General features: G+C 33.5%; 14 protein-coding genes and 1 pseudogene. All 15 read right to left on the minus strand.

Annotation, left to right across the window (positions count from 1 at the left end):
• Positions 1-557 (minus strand): accessory Sec system protein Asp2 (locus tag DXN33_RS08495; protein ID WP_309544221.1); only part of this gene is annotated, 557 nt, incomplete at its 3' end.
• Positions 541-2,121: an accessory Sec system protein Asp1 gene (asp1, locus tag DXN33_RS08500; protein WP_115904860.1), complete on the minus strand. Its 1,581-nt coding sequence runs from the start codon at positions 2,119-2,121 to the stop codon at positions 541-543. The genes asp1 and DXN33_RS08495, both read right to left, overlap by 17 nt.
• 9 nt (positions 2,122-2,130) lie before the next feature.
• The gene (secY2, locus tag DXN33_RS08505) at positions 2,131-3,348 is read right to left on the minus strand and encodes an accessory Sec system protein translocase subunit SecY2 (protein WP_081109294.1); all 1,218 of its coding nucleotides are present in this window, start codon (positions 3,346-3,348) and stop codon (positions 2,131-2,133) included.
• A gap of 362 nt (positions 3,349-3,710) precedes the next feature.
• Positions 3,711-4,676 carry a glycosyltransferase family 2 protein gene (locus DXN33_RS08510; protein WP_258864262.1) on the minus strand — a complete coding sequence of 322 codons (966 nt, stop codon included), beginning with the start codon at positions 4,674-4,676 and terminating at the stop codon, positions 3,711-3,713.
• Between the two features lie 175 nt (positions 4,677-4,851).
• A protein-coding gene (locus DXN33_RS08515) for an IS3 family transposase (RefSeq protein WP_115904128.1) occupies positions 4,852-6,200 on the minus strand; the annotation gives its coding sequence in 2 pieces (ribosomal slippage) (positions 4,852-5,759 and positions 5,759-6,200; 1,350 coding nt in all).
• A 19-nt stretch (positions 6,201-6,219) separates the two neighbouring features.
• Positions 6,220-6,918: a glycosyltransferase family 2 protein gene (locus tag DXN33_RS08520; RefSeq protein WP_181897310.1), complete on the minus strand. Its 699-nt coding sequence runs from the start codon at positions 6,916-6,918 to the stop codon at positions 6,220-6,222.
• Between the two features lie 49 nt (positions 6,919-6,967).
• On the minus strand, positions 6,968-7,867 hold the full coding sequence (locus DXN33_RS08525; protein WP_115904862.1) for a glycosyltransferase family 2 protein: 900 nt from the start codon (positions 7,865-7,867) through the stop codon (positions 6,968-6,970).
• Between the two features lie 18 nt (positions 7,868-7,885).
• Complete coding sequence (locus DXN33_RS08530) at positions 7,886-8,770, minus strand: glycosyltransferase family 2 protein (protein WP_045604837.1); 885 nt, start codon at positions 8,768-8,770, stop codon at positions 7,886-7,888.
• A 3-nt stretch (positions 8,771-8,773) separates the two neighbouring features.
• Positions 8,774-9,682 (minus strand): glycosyltransferase family 2 protein, encoded by a 909-nt coding sequence (locus tag DXN33_RS08535; RefSeq protein ID WP_115904863.1) that lies wholly within the window; start codon positions 9,680-9,682, stop codon positions 8,774-8,776.
• A 14-nt stretch (positions 9,683-9,696) separates the two neighbouring features.
• A complete protein-coding gene (locus DXN33_RS08540) occupies positions 9,697-11,760 on the minus strand; it encodes an SP_1767 family glycosyltransferase (RefSeq protein ID WP_115904864.1) in 2,064 nt (687 codons plus the stop codon).
• 27 nt (positions 11,761-11,787) lie between these two features.
• Positions 11,788-12,897, minus strand: a complete 1,110-nt coding sequence (locus tag DXN33_RS09825) for an SP_1767 family glycosyltransferase (protein WP_309544224.1) — start codon at positions 12,895-12,897, stop codon at positions 11,788-11,790.
• A gap of 132 nt (positions 12,898-13,029) precedes the next feature.
• Positions 13,030-14,025: pseudogene (locus DXN33_RS09830) on the minus strand (sugar transferase); the annotation flags it as partial.
• 99 nt (positions 14,026-14,124) lie between these two features.
• Complete coding sequence (locus tag DXN33_RS08550) at positions 14,125-15,003, minus strand: glycosyltransferase family 2 protein (RefSeq protein WP_061590257.1); 879 nt, start codon at positions 15,001-15,003, stop codon at positions 14,125-14,127.
• 1 nt (position 15,004) lies between these two features.
• A complete protein-coding gene (locus tag DXN33_RS08555) occupies positions 15,005-15,889 on the minus strand; it encodes a glycosyltransferase family 2 protein (protein ID WP_049488434.1) in 885 nt (294 codons plus the stop codon).
• Between the two features lie 11 nt (positions 15,890-15,900).
• The gene (locus tag DXN33_RS08560) at positions 15,901-17,109 is read right to left on the minus strand and encodes a glycosyltransferase (RefSeq protein WP_061590258.1); all 1,209 of its coding nucleotides are present in this window, start codon (positions 17,107-17,109) and stop codon (positions 15,901-15,903) included.
• Positions 17,110-17,116 lie beyond the last annotated feature (7 nt).

Here is a 17,116-nt window from a genome sequence, read left to right on the forward strand (position 1 = left end):
TGTTTTTCATACTCTAGCCATAATTCTATAGGCAAATTTTTATAAACCATAAAATTATGAGACCAACAGGCCAATTGATGAAAGTTCGTTCCAAAATCACCTTCTATCATTACATGCTCCAATCCTTGATAAGATATAGAGCCTTCAAAAGAAGAGTGAATTTGAATATTTGACGGAAATAATTTATCCCCATATCCCCCACTAAAAAGAGAAGTGGATAGGTCCTGCAATAAAGCCTGCGGATCCGAAAAATCTACGGGCTGTGCACATTGTTTTTTTAATATATCTAAAAGAAGGGGATCTGTCGTCTTAAAATCCTGATTATAAAAAAGACCATGAGGTTCGAAAAAATTGGTAAACTCAAGGACATCTGTTAAAGAGTTCCCATCTTCAATCAAAACAGCTTGAAAACGACTGATAGTATCTATCTCGATCATCTTGCGCAATGCCTTAGAAGACCGAGGGCAAACAAAATACCAGTCCATATTTTCTGGGATTTCATATTGATGAGACCAGTTATCAAGTCCTATTTGTAAAATTTTAAGACCTTTTGACATGTCGAGCCCCCTCTATCCATTTCTCTAATTTTTCAAGAAATTGTTGTCCTGTGTGCTCCTTAATCTTATCAATCGAATAAATCAAGGACTCATTCCACTCTTTCAACCTATCTGTGTAATAATGTGCAGCCTTAGAAAATTCTGTCACATCTGTCAGCAAATAACCATTTTTTAAATGTTCAACATAGACGGTTTCAACTAGATTGATTTGAGGAATTCCTGCACTAATACCAGCTATCTGTGTGTAGAGATGAGGCTGTCTATTTAAATCCACAATCAAACGGACAAATTCTAGTGTTTTTATCAAATCTAACTCATCATTCAAATTGACAAACTGTATGCGTAAGTTCTGGTGTTGATTTTCTTCCAGAGGATTTTCTGCATCACCATAATCAAGTGCCTTTCCCAGACTTTCGAATTGAATGTTTTCTTGGATGAAAGACTCAACAATCCTTTCAACCTCATTCATTTGCTCCTGACTAGCAGCAAAGGCTCCAAAAATCACCTCAGTATCTTTATTTTCAGCGACAAAGGCCAAGACTTGAAGTAGAGCTTGATTATCAATTCCCTGCTCAAAATCCAGTTGATAATATATGATGGATTCTTTCTTAGTTTGACTTCTCCCCAATCGTAATCGGGTGTCAAATGATGATAAATGATAAAATTGATGCATTCGTTCAGGATACAACTCCTGCAACAATCGTAAACTATCCTCTCTATCCACCAAAATCAAATCTGATTTTTCAAAAGTTGAATCTAAATCTCTAAAGGTGTCTTGAGGATTACGCCCAATGAAAAGACTCAACAGTTTAGGATTGGCACTAGGTAAACGGTCTAATACTAGCTGGTCATGGTGAGGATGAGAAGGAAGCATAAAAATATCCTGATCCTTCACATATTTTTGCAGATAATTCTCAAAAAATTCTGTCACCAAATCTCCCATGTCTTGATAGATGAGCGCTTTAAAGCGATAACCAAAAATTGGATTGACTTCTACCCGCCCGCCTTCTTTTAAACGCTCTCTAAATTGCCACACTCCCTTGGGATTCAAATATTCTTGATAGGCCGCTTGCCCATCTTCAAAAAAGATAACGCTCGATACAAATCCACGATCATCCATGATATAGTGCATATGTATTTGACCATTCGGTTCAAAATACTGTATATCACTGATGAAACCTTCAACCCCATGTTCAACCTTAGCAAATTTCTTCCCATTTTTTTGAACGATAATCGTAAAGGGACTATAAATAAATTCACAGTCATTATCCCACTCAATATCTCGAATGCTTAAAACTTGGGTATGGGGATTATGAAAATCTTGCATAACATCAAAAACGGAATAAGTATCCGTTTCTAACACCCCATGTCTATGTAAAAAATAACGTAGATGAGGTTGGTAAGCTAATACTAATAGTCGAGAATCTATATCTTGCCTTTGCAGGAGTCGAATCTGATGAAAGGTATCATCAAACTCTAGACGAAAATGAGAAAAGTACCATGGAGTGATAGTTGCATGCCATGTTCTTTCTGAACCATACCAAGCTGGAATAAAATAATACATAAAAGTCTCCTAAATCAAGGGTTTATAGGTTTCATTTAACCTTAAAGCCTTGAACTCGTCTCTAATCGTAAAAATCATGCCCCCAAACATCAAGAACAAGCCTGGAATCATTGCCAATCGTAATAACTTTTCATCATACAAAACAAAAAGCATGGGACCACCTGCCATAATCACATTAAAGAGACCACCTATGACTGAGAAACGAAGGACCAATCGATTAATAAATCGACTAGTGTCCTCGCCTGGATAAATTCCATAAATGTATTCTCCAGATTTTTTCATGCGATCTGCAATCTCTTCACCATTCATTGTCACAAATGCAAAAATGATACTAAATAAAAATAAGACCGAAATATAAACATAGACCCACAAAGGTTTTCCAATCATAAATTCCTTAGATAATCTCGTCAGTCCTGAAGCGTCGGGGAAAAGAAAGCCTAATAAGATGAATAGATAAGTTGGTACACTAAGAAAACTCATCACATACATATAAGGCATTCCACCTGCAGGATTCAACATGATTTCGAGATAAGAATAGCGTTTAAAACGATTGTGAAGTCCTATCTTATTGACTGGCACTAGATAACGCGCACGATACATAATGGAAAGCAAGTAAGAAAATATAACGGTCATAAAAATAAGCAAGACAACAATCCCTGTTGGGATATGAACCAGTTTAAAAGTTTCAATAACATCCTGGGGAATATTGATGATAATACTAGATAAGAGAATGACAATGGATCCCCCTACCCCCATACTGGCATTCAAATCTGACAACCACACCAGAAAAAAGGTCCCCGCTATTAGTAATAAGGTATTTATAAGTATAACCAAGACCGAAGAATAGGATGCTTGTATCGGTAAACTTAGAGAAATTGCCAAAGATTGAATAACAGCAATCAGCAAGGTCAGATACATTTTTCGACGATCTTGAATTTCAATCGCTGTAGAATTCAAGCCTAACTTTTTCGAAAAAGAAAACATCTGCCATAAAATCATCGCGGACATCCAAGGTGATAATCCTATAGAAAAAAGCGATAAACTTCTTAGGTTCCCACCTGTAAGGGCGGCTGAGAAGGCTAGATAGGCTGTTGAACCTCCTAAAAAATCTTTACTATTTAGGTCAACAAAAGGTAATGTTAGTCTGCTTCCTACAATATAAATAAGAATAAAAAAAATCGTCATAAATCCTTTTTTTAATACAACAGACGAAAAAAAGTTTTTCAAAACTTATCCTCTCAATCTCCTAATTCTTTGTTTTTGTAAAATTCATTTTATATTCTGATACTTTTAAAAATACTATTTAACATTTTTATCTTGTTTATTTCAGTATTAAAAAATAACAGTTTATGATAATCAAAAAAGCCATGCATCTTTTACATAGAAAATGTTCTCAAATCGATGAAGAACTCTGTTCTAATAGCATATATAAAGAATATATTTTTACAGAAATACTATTGCTATTATAACAAAAAAAGCAGAAAAAATCTGCTTATAACTCCCTAAGGTACTAATGAAAGAATACTACGTTAGTGAATAAAATAGATTATTTTTTTATTCACTATTAGCTCATTGAACACCCTTGATTTTTAATTATTATCTATAAGGTCTAATATTTCTGTATATCTCCTAAAAATTTCTGTATCCTGTAATCCTTCTTCTTTAGCCTGTTCATATCTCCATCTCAAACACCCTAAAACATTATCCTTTTCCTCCGCATAATTCCAGCCCTTTATAGTATAAATTGCTAATCTTTCTAACAAGCATTCTAAAACATCGGTTAACAGCTTTTCATTTATACTACTTCCAATACTCTCTATCCCTTCCCTATGGAAGTAGATTTCTTTATGAATATAAACAATTTTTTCTGATTTAAAAAATAATTTATAATTTGTTCGGAAATCTTCTATCACCTTTCCTTTAGGAAATCGAATATTCGTAAACAACTTCTTGTGGAATAATTTTCCCCAACTGGTTACATATACATAACCATCTAATTCTAATGATGGGAGTTTTAATACAAGTTCCTCTCCTTTATATGTTCTCTCATAGTACTCATCCCAAATATGAACATGATACAATCTGTCACTCTCATTATAGATTGTAAAGTGTGCCACAACAGTATCTGCACTATGTCTAATAGCTGCTCGATGTAAATCTTCCACATAGGTTAAACTTAACCAATCATCCGAATCTACAAAGGTTAGATACTTTCCATTTGATTTTTCAATTCCATAATTTCGTGCATCAGATAAGCCTCCGTTTTCCTTTTCAAAATAGTGAAATCTGCTATCTCTAGCAACATATTCTTGACAGATTTCTCCAGATGAATCTGGCGAACCATCATTTATTAATAGAACTTCGATATTTGAATAGGTTTGATTTTCAATACTATCCAAGCACATTCGAAGATACTTTTCAACATTATAGATGGGAACGATAATACTAATTAAATCATTTTTATTTTCTAGCAAAAAGGGATATTCAGTTCGTTCTGCTAATTCCAATTTTTTACGTACTTGCTCTGCTTCATCTAAAAATTGATGTGCTTCCAACTGTCCTAACATTCTCTGTAAGACATAGTCATACATGTTAAAGGAATGTTGAATATTGATCCCTTCTAAATCCTTTGTTGCTCTTATCCTTTCTTCAATCGCGTCAATATAATCTAAATGTTTGAGAGAAAAAACGCTAGATAATGTACTGACCCCAAAAAGTTAGACAATTAATTTATCCGAAGGATTTAGTTCTGTATTGCACAGGGCTAAGTCCTTTTAGTTTTACCTTAATTCGTTTATTGTTGTAGTAATCAATATAGTCTACAATAGCTTGTTCCAATTGCTTAAGCGACTGAAATGACTTCTCATAACCATAAAACATCTCTGATTTCAGAATCCCAAAGAAGGACTCCATCATACCATTGTCTGGGCTGTTACCTTTACGTGACATGGATGCTTGAATTCCCTTACTCTCTAGAAACTGATGATAAGAATCGTGTTGATATTGCCAGCCTTGGTCACTATGGAGAATCGTATTCTCGTAGTATTTCTCTGTGAAGGCCTGTTCCAACATCGTTTTTACTTGTTCTAAGTTGGGTGAAGTTGAAAGATTATAGGCGATAATTTCGCTATTAAAGCCATCTAAAACTGGTGATAAGTAAAGCTTTTGAGTACTTGCTGGAATGGCAAATTCTGTCACATCTGTGTAGCACTTTTCCATTGTTTTAGAGCCTTCAAATTGACGTTGAATGAGATTCTCTGCCTTTTTGCCAACATCTCCTTTATGAGAAGAATATTTTCGTTTCTGTCGCATTTTGGCTTGTAAATTGAGTACTTTCATCAAGCGTTGAACTCTTTTATGATTTACCAGATAACCACGATTTCTTAGTTCGAAATAAATCCGACGATAACCATAATTTCCCTTGTGTTCGATAAAGATGGATTGAATTTCAGCTTTAAGCTCTTGGTCCTTATCTGGTTTATCTAGCTGTTTCAAGTGATAGTAGTAGGTCGAACGAGCTAGTTTAATGGCTTTTAGAAGAATATCTAACGAAAACTCAGTCATTAATTCTTGAACAATTTCTGTCTTTCTTCTTTCTCTTTTTCCTCCTTCAATCGGAGTTCTCTTAACTTTTTTAGGATAGCATTCTCCGCTCTCAGGTACTCATTTTCTGCTTGAAGACGTTCTAATTCTGTCCTCTCTTCAGGTCTCGTTTGTGGCTTACGTCCCATTTTAGGTACTCTCCCTCTTGTTTTCTCAACAATAGTATACCCGTTTTTCTTGTATTGTGCTAGCCAATTAAGAAGTATCGTACGACTTGGGAGGCCGTATTCAAGAGAAACTCTATCTTTAGTCCAGCCTTCATGTAAGACTTTATCAATCATTTCTTGTTTTAAATCAGGAGAATAGTAACGATTTTTTCCTTTTTTGACGAACTCTATTCCGTAACGATCAATCAATTTAATCATGTACCTAATATTAGAATTGTTTATCCCAAATTTATTTGAAAGCTTCTCTAAGCTATATCCTTGTTTTCTAAGTTCATAGATCTGAACTTTATCATCATAAGTTAACTTCATGATAAAAACACCCCAAAAGTTAGATTTTTTTCTGTCTAACTTTTGGGGTGCAGTTCAATAATCCTGAAGGATTCATTCGATAAACATAAGACGCATTGTTAAAAACATGAATGTTGTCAGCTCTCATATAGAGTTTCCAAATTAAAAATTGGTCCTCAGCATATTTTCCATATGGAAAACGGAGCTCATCGAACAAACCTCGTTTAAACAGCTTTCCCCAGGCAGTAGAAAAAGTCAAAAAAGGAACATCCAGCATAGAATCTAATACTTGAATCGCTTGCGCTGATGTGAAAGAAATTAAGGATTCACTCTTAAAATGATCATTATAAAAATAGAAATCAGAGCCATCAAAGCGACAATAACCTCCAATTAGTATATCAGAATCACTTAGACGACTCGCTTGATATAATTTTTCTAGGTAATTTTCAAAAAGAAAATCATCTGCATCTAGAAAGGTGATATAAGCTCCCTTTGCCCTATCTAGTCCATAGTTTCGAGCATCAGATAAGCCTCCATTTACCTTTTCAAAATATCGGAAACGGCTATCATGTTCTGCATAAGTTTGACAGATGGTTGCTGAACTATCTGTCGATCCATCATTCACCATCAAAACTTCAAAATCCTTAAAGGTTTGTGACAGTACACTATCCAAACACGATTTCAGATAATTCTCTGCATTATAGATGGGTACAATGATTGATATTGTTTCTGTTTTCAATATATTTCTCACTTTCCTTACTATTTCTATATAAAACTATAAAGACTGTCTAGGTACTCTTACCTCTATTTTTTAAATCTAGTAGCCATAATTGCTGCTCTATTTTTTTAAAGGTGACCGTATCAGACATATCCCATACTGTTCCCATATTATACTTCATCCACTGTAATAACCCAATGTGATGCTTTCTAGCTTCCGTCAAATCAATTCCTGCCAAAGCAAGGGTAAGTAAACGACCTTCTGAAACTTCTAAACTTTGACAAATAGGTTCCTCCCCTGGTGCTTTAGAAGCACTATCTCCACGGTCACGATAACAATATGGGGCTTTATGAAGATAGATAATACGTTCAGAAATCAAAAATAATTTATACATTAAATCAAAATCTTCTGCCCAAGATATGTCTTCGGAAAAACAAAGGCGGTCAAACAGAGATTTTTTAAATAATTTACTCCAAGAGCTCCCCCAAGCTATATCTGTACCAAAGGTTGAAAACATATAGTTAAAAAAGGAATCATTGGGTTGAAATACAAGAGGTTCATTTGTTTCAGCGACATGAAATAAAAACATTGCATCCTCTTCACGAAAAGTATAGTAATTTGCAACAACAATATCTGCATCCTGTTCCTTTATCGACTTATAAAAAATTTCCAAATAATTTGGTTCAACCCAATCATCCGAATCAATAAATGTAATGTACTCACCCCTCGAATGTTTGATTCCAAAATTACGAGCTGAAGAAACTCCACCGTTTTCTTTTTCAAAATAACGGATTCTGTCATCTTTTTCCACATACTCTTGACAAATCTGAGCTGAAGCATCAGTAGATCCATCATTTATTAAAAGCAATTCAAAATAAGGAAAAGATTGTTCTATTATACTATCTAAGCATTTTCTGAGATAGGACTCCACATTATAGATGGGAATAATGATACTGATTGTTTCTAGCATTCTATTTCCTTTGCTTCCTTAACTCTTATTAGAAGAGATAAGTTGTAAATTTTCCTTAATATGACGATATGTTTCTGTATCTTCCATGCCCCATACCATTCTCATATTGTATTCAGTAATTTCTAAAAATGTTCTATATCGATCAAAATGTTTCGTCACATCATATCCCATAATAGCTAAAAGAGCTAGTCTCTCTGCTACATGATTTAATTGAGCTGTGACAAGTGGATATATTTTGCTCTTTGATATTCCAGAGTCATTTTCTCTATAAATATAAGTATCTTTATGAACATATACAATTTTATCTACTTGAGTATACATTTTATAGATTAGTGCAACATCCTCACCTATTACACCTTTGGGAAAGCGTAAAAATGAAAATACACTTTTCTTATATAAGCTACCCCAGATGGTAGAAAAAGATAAATCATTTCTTTCAAGAAATGATAAATCATCAATCAATTCTTCTGAAGTATAGGTTTTTTCATAATATTCTCCGAATGTATGAAGATAGAAGGTTGCAGTGGAGGTTTGATAATTAGCATAGTTTGCAATAGAGATGTCTGCATCATTGTTTACTAATGCATTATAAAGAATAGTCAGATGTGATGTGTCTAAAAAATCATCTGAATCAACAAAAGTAAGATATTCTCCTTGCGCCTGTTCAATTCCATAATTTCGAGCATCCGAAAGACCGCCATTTTCTTTTTCAAAATAACGAATACGTGCATCTTTTTCGGCGTATTCTTGACAAATTAGGCCTGAGCTATCTGTCGAACCATCATTTACAAGAATAACTTCATAATTGCTAAAGGTCTGCTCTAGAATGCTATCTAAGCATTGTTTAAGATACTCTTCGACATTGTAAACCGGCACGATAACACTGATTAATTGATTTCCCATTTCTCACTCTCTTTTATTTTCTAAAAATAGGTAGTCGCCATTCTCAGCATGTTCCAACTTTTCGCGCACTGTTGCTTCTTCTTGGACAAATTCTGTTCCCTCTAACATGGATAAATTTCTCTTTAAAGCAAATTTATACTGATTAAAGGCTAATTCCATCGGATATTCTAGCTCAGGCATCTCCATCAAGGTTTCAATACGCTCCTCAATCGCTTCTATAAAATCTAAATGAGATAAGTTGTAGTTCTGAGTCAGTCCTTTAAAATTGATTCTGTAGGCATAAATATCTGAATCATACCGAGTCATCTTTTCACTTGCTAGATAGAGTTTCCACATAATGAACTGGTCTTCTGCATATTTCCCCTTAGGAAAGCGAATTTCATCAAATAAATGCTTTTTGAATAATTTTCCCCAAACTGCAGAATAGCGGAGGAGGGTATAATCCTCCATGCTATCCATACCTTTTATAGCATCTCTCGCACTGATCGGAAACAGTAATTCGTCTTCTTTTGGTTTTGGATAAAAATAAAACATACCTTCTTCAAAACGACAAAATGATCCTACGACAATATCTGCTTCAGTTAGTTGACTTGCATAATACAGATTTTCAATACTCTTCTCAAACATAAAGTCATCTGGATCACAGAAAAAGATATAATCACCCGTCGCAATATCTAATCCTGCATTTCGAGCATCCGACTGTCCACCATTTTCCTTATCAAGAAAGATAAAACGAGAGTCATCTTCTGTCAATTTCTTTGCAATAGTGATACTATCATCAAGACTACCATCGTTGACAATGATAACCTCTATATTCGTATATGTCTGTAGCAAAATATTTTTAATACAATGTTCAATGTATTCCTCTACATTATACACAGGAATAATAACCGAAATCAATGGAACATCCATATATTTATACCTCTCTACTTAGTCAAATCTGCAACAATTTGATTGTTATAATTTTCATCCTCTATAAATTCAATCCCTTGGTCAAAATTAAATTCTGCTGTATGCTTATGTTTTAACTGTACCTTTGTCTCTGCTCCCATTTGCATCCACTCATATTCAGAATCAATATGGCCAAAGTCTAAGGCACGATACCCTAATCTAGATAACCGATAAGCCAATATTTTGGCTGTTGGACCAAGCATCAGTAAAATTAGTCGTCCCGCCGCGTGATTTAAAACGGTTTGTTGAATAACATCCACCTTTGAAAAAGCATGGTGGGAAGGACAAATAATGCGTTTTATAGAGCGAACATTGTTAAATAAATCATTACCAACTCCTGCTCGTGTAGTCGCTCCCTCTACAATAAGTATATCCTCATCTGCAAATAAGGCCTTGATTTTTTCAAATTGGGTAGTAGCTTGACTCTTATCTTTGTTATCAATATAAAATCTTGAAATCCAGGTTGACCCATATTTCTTAGCCTGACAAATCTCTTTGAAAAACCTTCCATGATAATCTAACTCATTTTTCCAAAAATTTTCTGAATCTTTATTTTGGAGAAAATTTCCCTTAAAAATTTCAAAAATTTCTGGTAAACACACAAGTACATTATCTTCCTTATCTGCATTTATCAAAATTTCTCTCATTTCTTGAGCTAATTCTTCGCTATACTCCTGATATGCAATACTATTTCCGTTTATCAGACTAAACTCACCATCTCCAAATCGAACCAAAGATTTATCTGTTGCTATAAGCTCATCCAAGGTCTCATCTATAGACATGACTGTAATATCAAACAATTCTTCCTGTTCAAAAGCCTGATTAAATCTCTCTGCCCCAATTTCAGAAAATAAGCGTATCGCATCCTCCAGCTTTTCAATTTCTTTTCTCAGAAATAAATACTGAGGCACCTTTCCCTTATGCGTAGCATAGAATGAAAAAATAGGTTTATTCAGCTCTTCCATGCTTCTTAAAATGGTTTCATCTACGTCCCCATAATTAATATTCAAATAAGCATCTATACCCTTAAATAGTTCCTCCAAGGTAGCTGTGGTGCACTCTGGGTGCAGATAAATATTATCAAACTGTCCCAATGAATTTAAATATGGACCTACAGCAGTATAAGCTGAGATATGAAAGCGATGTTCTGGAAATGTTGTTGCTAAATGTTCAATGCCTTCAAAGCTCTCTGTTGTTGTAAAAGTAAAGAAATCGAGACCTTGTTTCTTATCCTTTACAAAACTAAAATCATCAAGATGATGGGCTAGCAACTGTTGAAAATCAAGATGATAGAAATCCCACCATTTTTCACGAAATCTATAGGAGACAGAACTATTCCACGGCTTTCTATTCGTTGTATAATGAATAACAAGCGGATTATATTCTAGATTAAAATGTTCCTGCCAATTATTATAAAAAGCAACCAAATCATACCCTACTTGAACATTGTAACGCTTAGCTAATTCTAAACAATTATCTTGAAATAACTGATTAAAAATCGACTGAGAATTCTTAAAATCTTCTAACTCTAATTGTTCATTTTTCTTATTTGAACAAATCTCTAGACATTGTTCCGAAATGCTTAATTCTCTCCATTTAGCAATATCTATAAGCAAAACACCAGTATTATAACTTCCATCTATATCTCTTACAGCAGCAACTGGAAACCCACTTAAATCTATTGAAAAAATAGACTTTAAATCACCATTTATGACAGTATCACTATCGATATAGAGAACCTTCTCTCTATCCACTAAATCTGCTATAAAATATTTGACATAAGCAATTAGACTGCTATGGTTTGAAATTCCTAATTTACAAGATATTTTTTCCGTATCAAACGGAATACTGTAGACAGCTCCTCCTAAAATTTTTGCGACACGTCTAACTTTTCTAAACCAGTCTGTCATAATTCCTTGATTAATAATATAAAAATCAACGGATTTATTATGATACATGATAGATTTCATGGTCACAGTCAATTGTTCTGTGTAAGCTTGATCAGCAATCAAAACGATTGCAATTCTATCTGATGTCATTTCTCCTCCGAAATTCCATGATTAATACTATTCTGCACTCAAGTCTACAACAACTTGACTCAAATATGCTTCATCATCTGCTAATTCTATTTCTGTATCTAGATTAAATTCTGCAGTATGTTTATTGTGTAATAAAACCTTATTTTCAGCTCCCATCTGCATCCACTCATACTCAGAATCGACATGTCCGATATCAATGGCCTGCATACCCTTGATAGCAAGTTGATAGGCTAAAACCTTAGCTGTAGGACCAAGCATTAACAAAACCAAACGTCCATCAGCATGGTTTATTATTGCTTCCATTATCTCATTTTTCTTATCATAAGCATGGCGAGATGGGCAAATAATTCGCTTGATACTCTTGGCGCCATCAAATAAATCATTTCCTACCCCAGATCTAGAAGTATATCCTTCTACGATAAGGATATCTCTTCCTTCCCATAGTTTTTTCAACTTTTCAAACTGAGATTTTGCTTTTGATTTATCTAAAAAATCAATATAAGGTCTGGAAATAAAAGTTGAGCCGTACCAAGTATTTTTACAATAATCTAGATAAAATTCCTCATAATCCTCTAGATATTGTCTCCAAAAAGCTAGAGCATCTGGAACAAAAGAGAAACGATTTTTCAATCCTTCTTGTAAACCAATAATTAATGTAGGACTACTTTCTTGATTAAAAATAAATTTCAATTCTTCTGCAAGTTTAGGGTCATATTTCTGATAATTAATAGATTGACCTAGCATGATTGCAGCCTCGCCATCACCAAATCGAGCGATTGAAGATTGATGCTCCAGAATATAATCAAGCGTTTCATCTATGGTCTGCACCTCAAAATCAAATGGTTTATTGGGCAATTGTTTTGTTTCTGCACAATTCCTTATTGCAGTTAGCATAGCATCAACATTTTTTATAGAAAATAGATATTGCCCTCTTTCTCCATTTTGTGTTTTATAAAAAGCAAAACTAGGAATATTTTTTTCTAATAGGCGATTAAACACGCCATCTACTTCCCCACCATAGTTAATATCCAAATATAGATCAGTCTTGTCTAATAGTTCCTCAATCTTTTCTGAATCTGAGGCCGGATATAGATAGACATTTTCTTTCTCAGCTAAATCAGTTAAACGTGGTCCCATCACAGTTCTTGCCACAATACTAAAATCACATTCAGGAAGATGTTCTACCAGATATTCAATCTGTTCTAAATCTTGACTATTGGTAACTGTAAGGAGTTGCAAGCCTCGTAGTGCATGATTTTTTTTTATCCCTATTTCAAAAACTGCTTGCAATAAGAACTGTTTTGCAAAAAAACCTTGACTTAGTAAAAAGGAAAAATAACGCACTCTACTACACATTTGAAGATAGGCTTCCTCTGATAATTGTTCCACCAAAAGGTTCGCTTCTTTTAAGTTATCAACTACAAATCCCAATCCTTGCTCTACTATAAAGTCCGAGTTAGACAAGGTAGCAGGAATAATGACAGGGATACCTGCCGCTAAATAAGTACTCAATTTATAAGAAACATTCATACTGTAGTAATCTACATTTTGTTCTTCATTTTGATATGTAGTCCAAACAAGTCCAAATCCGCCCTTCGATAACTCTAAAAGCATTTCTTCATCCGTCTTCCAACCCGCAATATAAACTTGATTCGATAAAGGAAAGGGTTCTTCATTTGTAAATACTGTTAGCGGAATTGTACCTTCCCAAGTTTTTAATTCTGGGAAACGACTTAAATTTCCTGCAAAATAAATTTCTTTTTTAAATATAGGTTCATGTAAGTCCAAATCATGAGGATGATCCCACATTCTTTGAAAAATGATTTTTTTAACATTCAATCCTTGTTGAAGTAGTTTATCTTTCATAGCTTCTGATGGTAAGATGATGCTATCTGCCATGTTGTAAAGATTGATATAATCCTGCATCAGAAATTCATTTGCTTTAAACATCAGAGGAATCACATCATGAACAAATACTATGATTTTCACATTGAGAAGTTTCAACTTACTTAAAAATTCTCTTTCAAACTCTAGACCATTCCAAGTAGGTGTTTGAAAAATGACCACATCTCCCATTGAAACACTTGCTAGAATCCCGTCTAATCTTCTACTTCTCTCTTCTACAGTTTCAGCTGATGCATGGTAAAAATAAATCCCTAACTCTCTAAATCCTAGTTGACTAGCTATCTTTTGAACAGCATTTTGAGCAATGGTTGCTGTACTTTCTCGAGCCATCCCATACAGATTGGTAATATGTAGCTTCATTTCTCTCCACTTTCTATCATATCTTTTTTCCTAGTTCGTGATTTCAAACAATCCTCTCAACATCTACAAAAACTTTTTCTTGACCTACAGACTGATATATTATCCTTCTAATAGAAATAGTACCTCTTGCAACCATCTTGCAGTTTGAGTAAATTCCAATTCCTCGAATTTTATCTTGTCAACTAAATAGCGAAGATACACAATACAGTCATCTACATACGAACTAACTTCTAACTTTCTAGCAGTTAGAAATGCAATAAAATTCAATCGTTGTTGAATATCACTCCTAATTTTTTCTAATTCAAAATGTTTGTATTCATCACTACTAGTTCGATAAATGTAATTATCTTTGTTTACATATACAATTTTATCAGAAATTAGATATAATTTATACCAAAATTCCATATCTTCTCCTAAAGTTGTTTCTTCATTGAAACGAATAGTTTCCACTCTTACACTCTTAACCAATTTCCCCCAGGTAGAGCTATAAGAATGATCAAAAGAAGACAATGCTTGCAAATTATCAATCAATTCTTGACCTGTAAATGTCTTTTTATCATATCCTCTTTGAAAAATATGAAAGTAGAAACAATTATCTTTTATATTGAATTTTTTATATGTCGAGACAGCTATATCTGCTCCTTCTTCTAAAAGAGTCGTATATAAAACTTCTAAATAATCAGAATCTACCCAATCATCCGAATCAATAAAAGTAATATACTCTCCTTTAGAATGCTCAATTCCCAGATTTCTTGCAGAGGACACCCCACCATTTTCCTTTTCAAAATAACGAAAACGAGAATCTTTAGAAACATATTCTCTACAAATATCCGCTGAATGATCAGGTGAACCATCATTGATTAATAAACACTCGAAATTTTGATATGTTTGAGCAACAATACTATCCAAGCATTGTCTCAAATAATTTTCTACATTGTAAATTGGAATTACAATGCTGATTAATTCATTTTCCAACATTTTATGATTCGCTTTTCTCCTCTAGTAAAAACATAACCTCATGAAGCCACCTTATTGTTTCAGATGTATCATATTCAGGCGACTCCTTTAGTCTCGCAACTTGACTTGTAATTAAAGATAAACAAGTTTTTACATATTTTGATACATTTACACCTCTAACTGCAAGAAATGCGATAAAATTCAATCGCTGTTGAATATCACTACGAATTTTTTCTAACCCAAAATGTCTGTCAACATTATCTAAACGATATATATAGCTATCTCTATTAACGAACACAACTTTGTTAGAAATAAGATATAATTTTAGCCAAAATTCCATATCTTCACCAAGGGTTGTCATTTCGTTAAAAGCGATCTTATCTAACAGACATTTGCGAACTAATTTGCCACATACATAACGATAGGAATAATCAAATGTATCTAAATCTATAAATTCATCAATTAATTCTTGATTTGTAAATACTCTTTTTTCATATCCCCTCTGAAAAGAATGAATATACCAGCAATTATCCGCCATATGAAACCTTTTATAAGTAGATACTGATATGTCTGCATTCTCATCTATAAGCGCATTGTAAAGGACTTCTAAATAGTCAGAATCCACCCAATCATCTGCATCAATAAAAGTAATATACGTCCCCCCCGAACATTCAATACCTAAATTTCTAGCTGATGATACTCCACCATTTTCTTTCTCAAAATATTTGAACCGAGAATCCTTCTCAAGATACTCTCTACAAATATCAGCAGAATTATCTGGAGAACCGTCATTGATTAATAAACACTCAAAATTTTGATAAGTCTGATTCTGAATACTATCTAAACACTGTCTCAAATAATTTTCAACATTATAAATTGGAACTATGATACTAATTAATTCATTCATAAGCAATTCAACTATTCTCCTAAGAATTGTCTAATAGACTCTACCATTTTCTCCGGCTCTGCCGAAGAAAATATATGACTTCGATTATTCGCATCATGGCTAGTATTTTCAAATGCAAATATTGGTTTTGATAACTGTTTAACCACTGAAAGAATATTATCTATTTCCTGATAATGATTAATATCTAAATAAAAATCTAACTTACTCAGAATTTCTTGAGATTGATATGAAGTATAATTAGGATAAAGTGATACGTTCTTAAAAACTTCTAAATTAAATACTCTCGATCCAAAATAACTATGAGCAAAAATATGAAAATGGACATTTGGAAGTTTTTCTACAAGATATTCTATATGTTCCAACTCTTGCGTATCTGTAAAGATAGCTGTATGAAATAAACTAACTGTTGCGATGTCACTAAACGATGTCGGTTTTGTATCCTTTTCTGATAAAATAGTTTGCCAATCTAAACCATTGTAAAACCACCATAATTCTCGATATCTTGTTTTTATCGAATGATTCCATGGTTTATGTTTTCCTTCAAAATGGATAATAGCCGGCTCATATGACACATCCCATTTCTGTAAAAACCAATCTGGTCTTTTTTCATAAAAAATTTCTGCATCTAGCCCAACCATAAAATCAAAATAGGGAGTTAACTCTTTCCATTTATCTTTAAATAATAAATTTAAAACCCCTTGATCTCCATATACTTCTTGGTGTTTTTCATGAGTTAAATCTAGCAATTGCTGACAAATATTTTCTGACACCCATTTGTCAACATTAACAACCATCATTCCTGCATTAAAAGAATTTACATCCCATGAGTCCCGAACAGCGAGAATATAGTTTCCATCAAAAGATATTTCAAATAACTTATCCAAGCTTTTGTGAACGATCATATCACAATCTAAGTATAAAGCCCTACTTTCTTCCACAATTTCAGGAATAAAATAGCGAAAATAGGTCATATATCTAATATGCTTATTAGGAGTAGAAAAGTGTTTTACTTTTTCTGCATCAATCCTTATATTTAAAATTTCACAGTTTATTTTCCCCAATTTCTTTTCCATGAGACAGAACCACTCTTTGGGAATATCTTCGTTAAAAATGTAAAATTTCAAATCCTTATTATGATAACAAATAGATTTAATAGTCGTTTCCAACTTGTCACGATAATTATTATCTGCTCCTAAAACGATCGCTTTTTTTATATCCATAGCTCCA

This window comes from Streptococcus sp. NM (assembly GCF_003390135.1).
In the GTDB taxonomy this organism is placed as follows: Bacteria; Bacillota; Bacilli; order Lactobacillales; family Streptococcaceae; genus Streptococcus.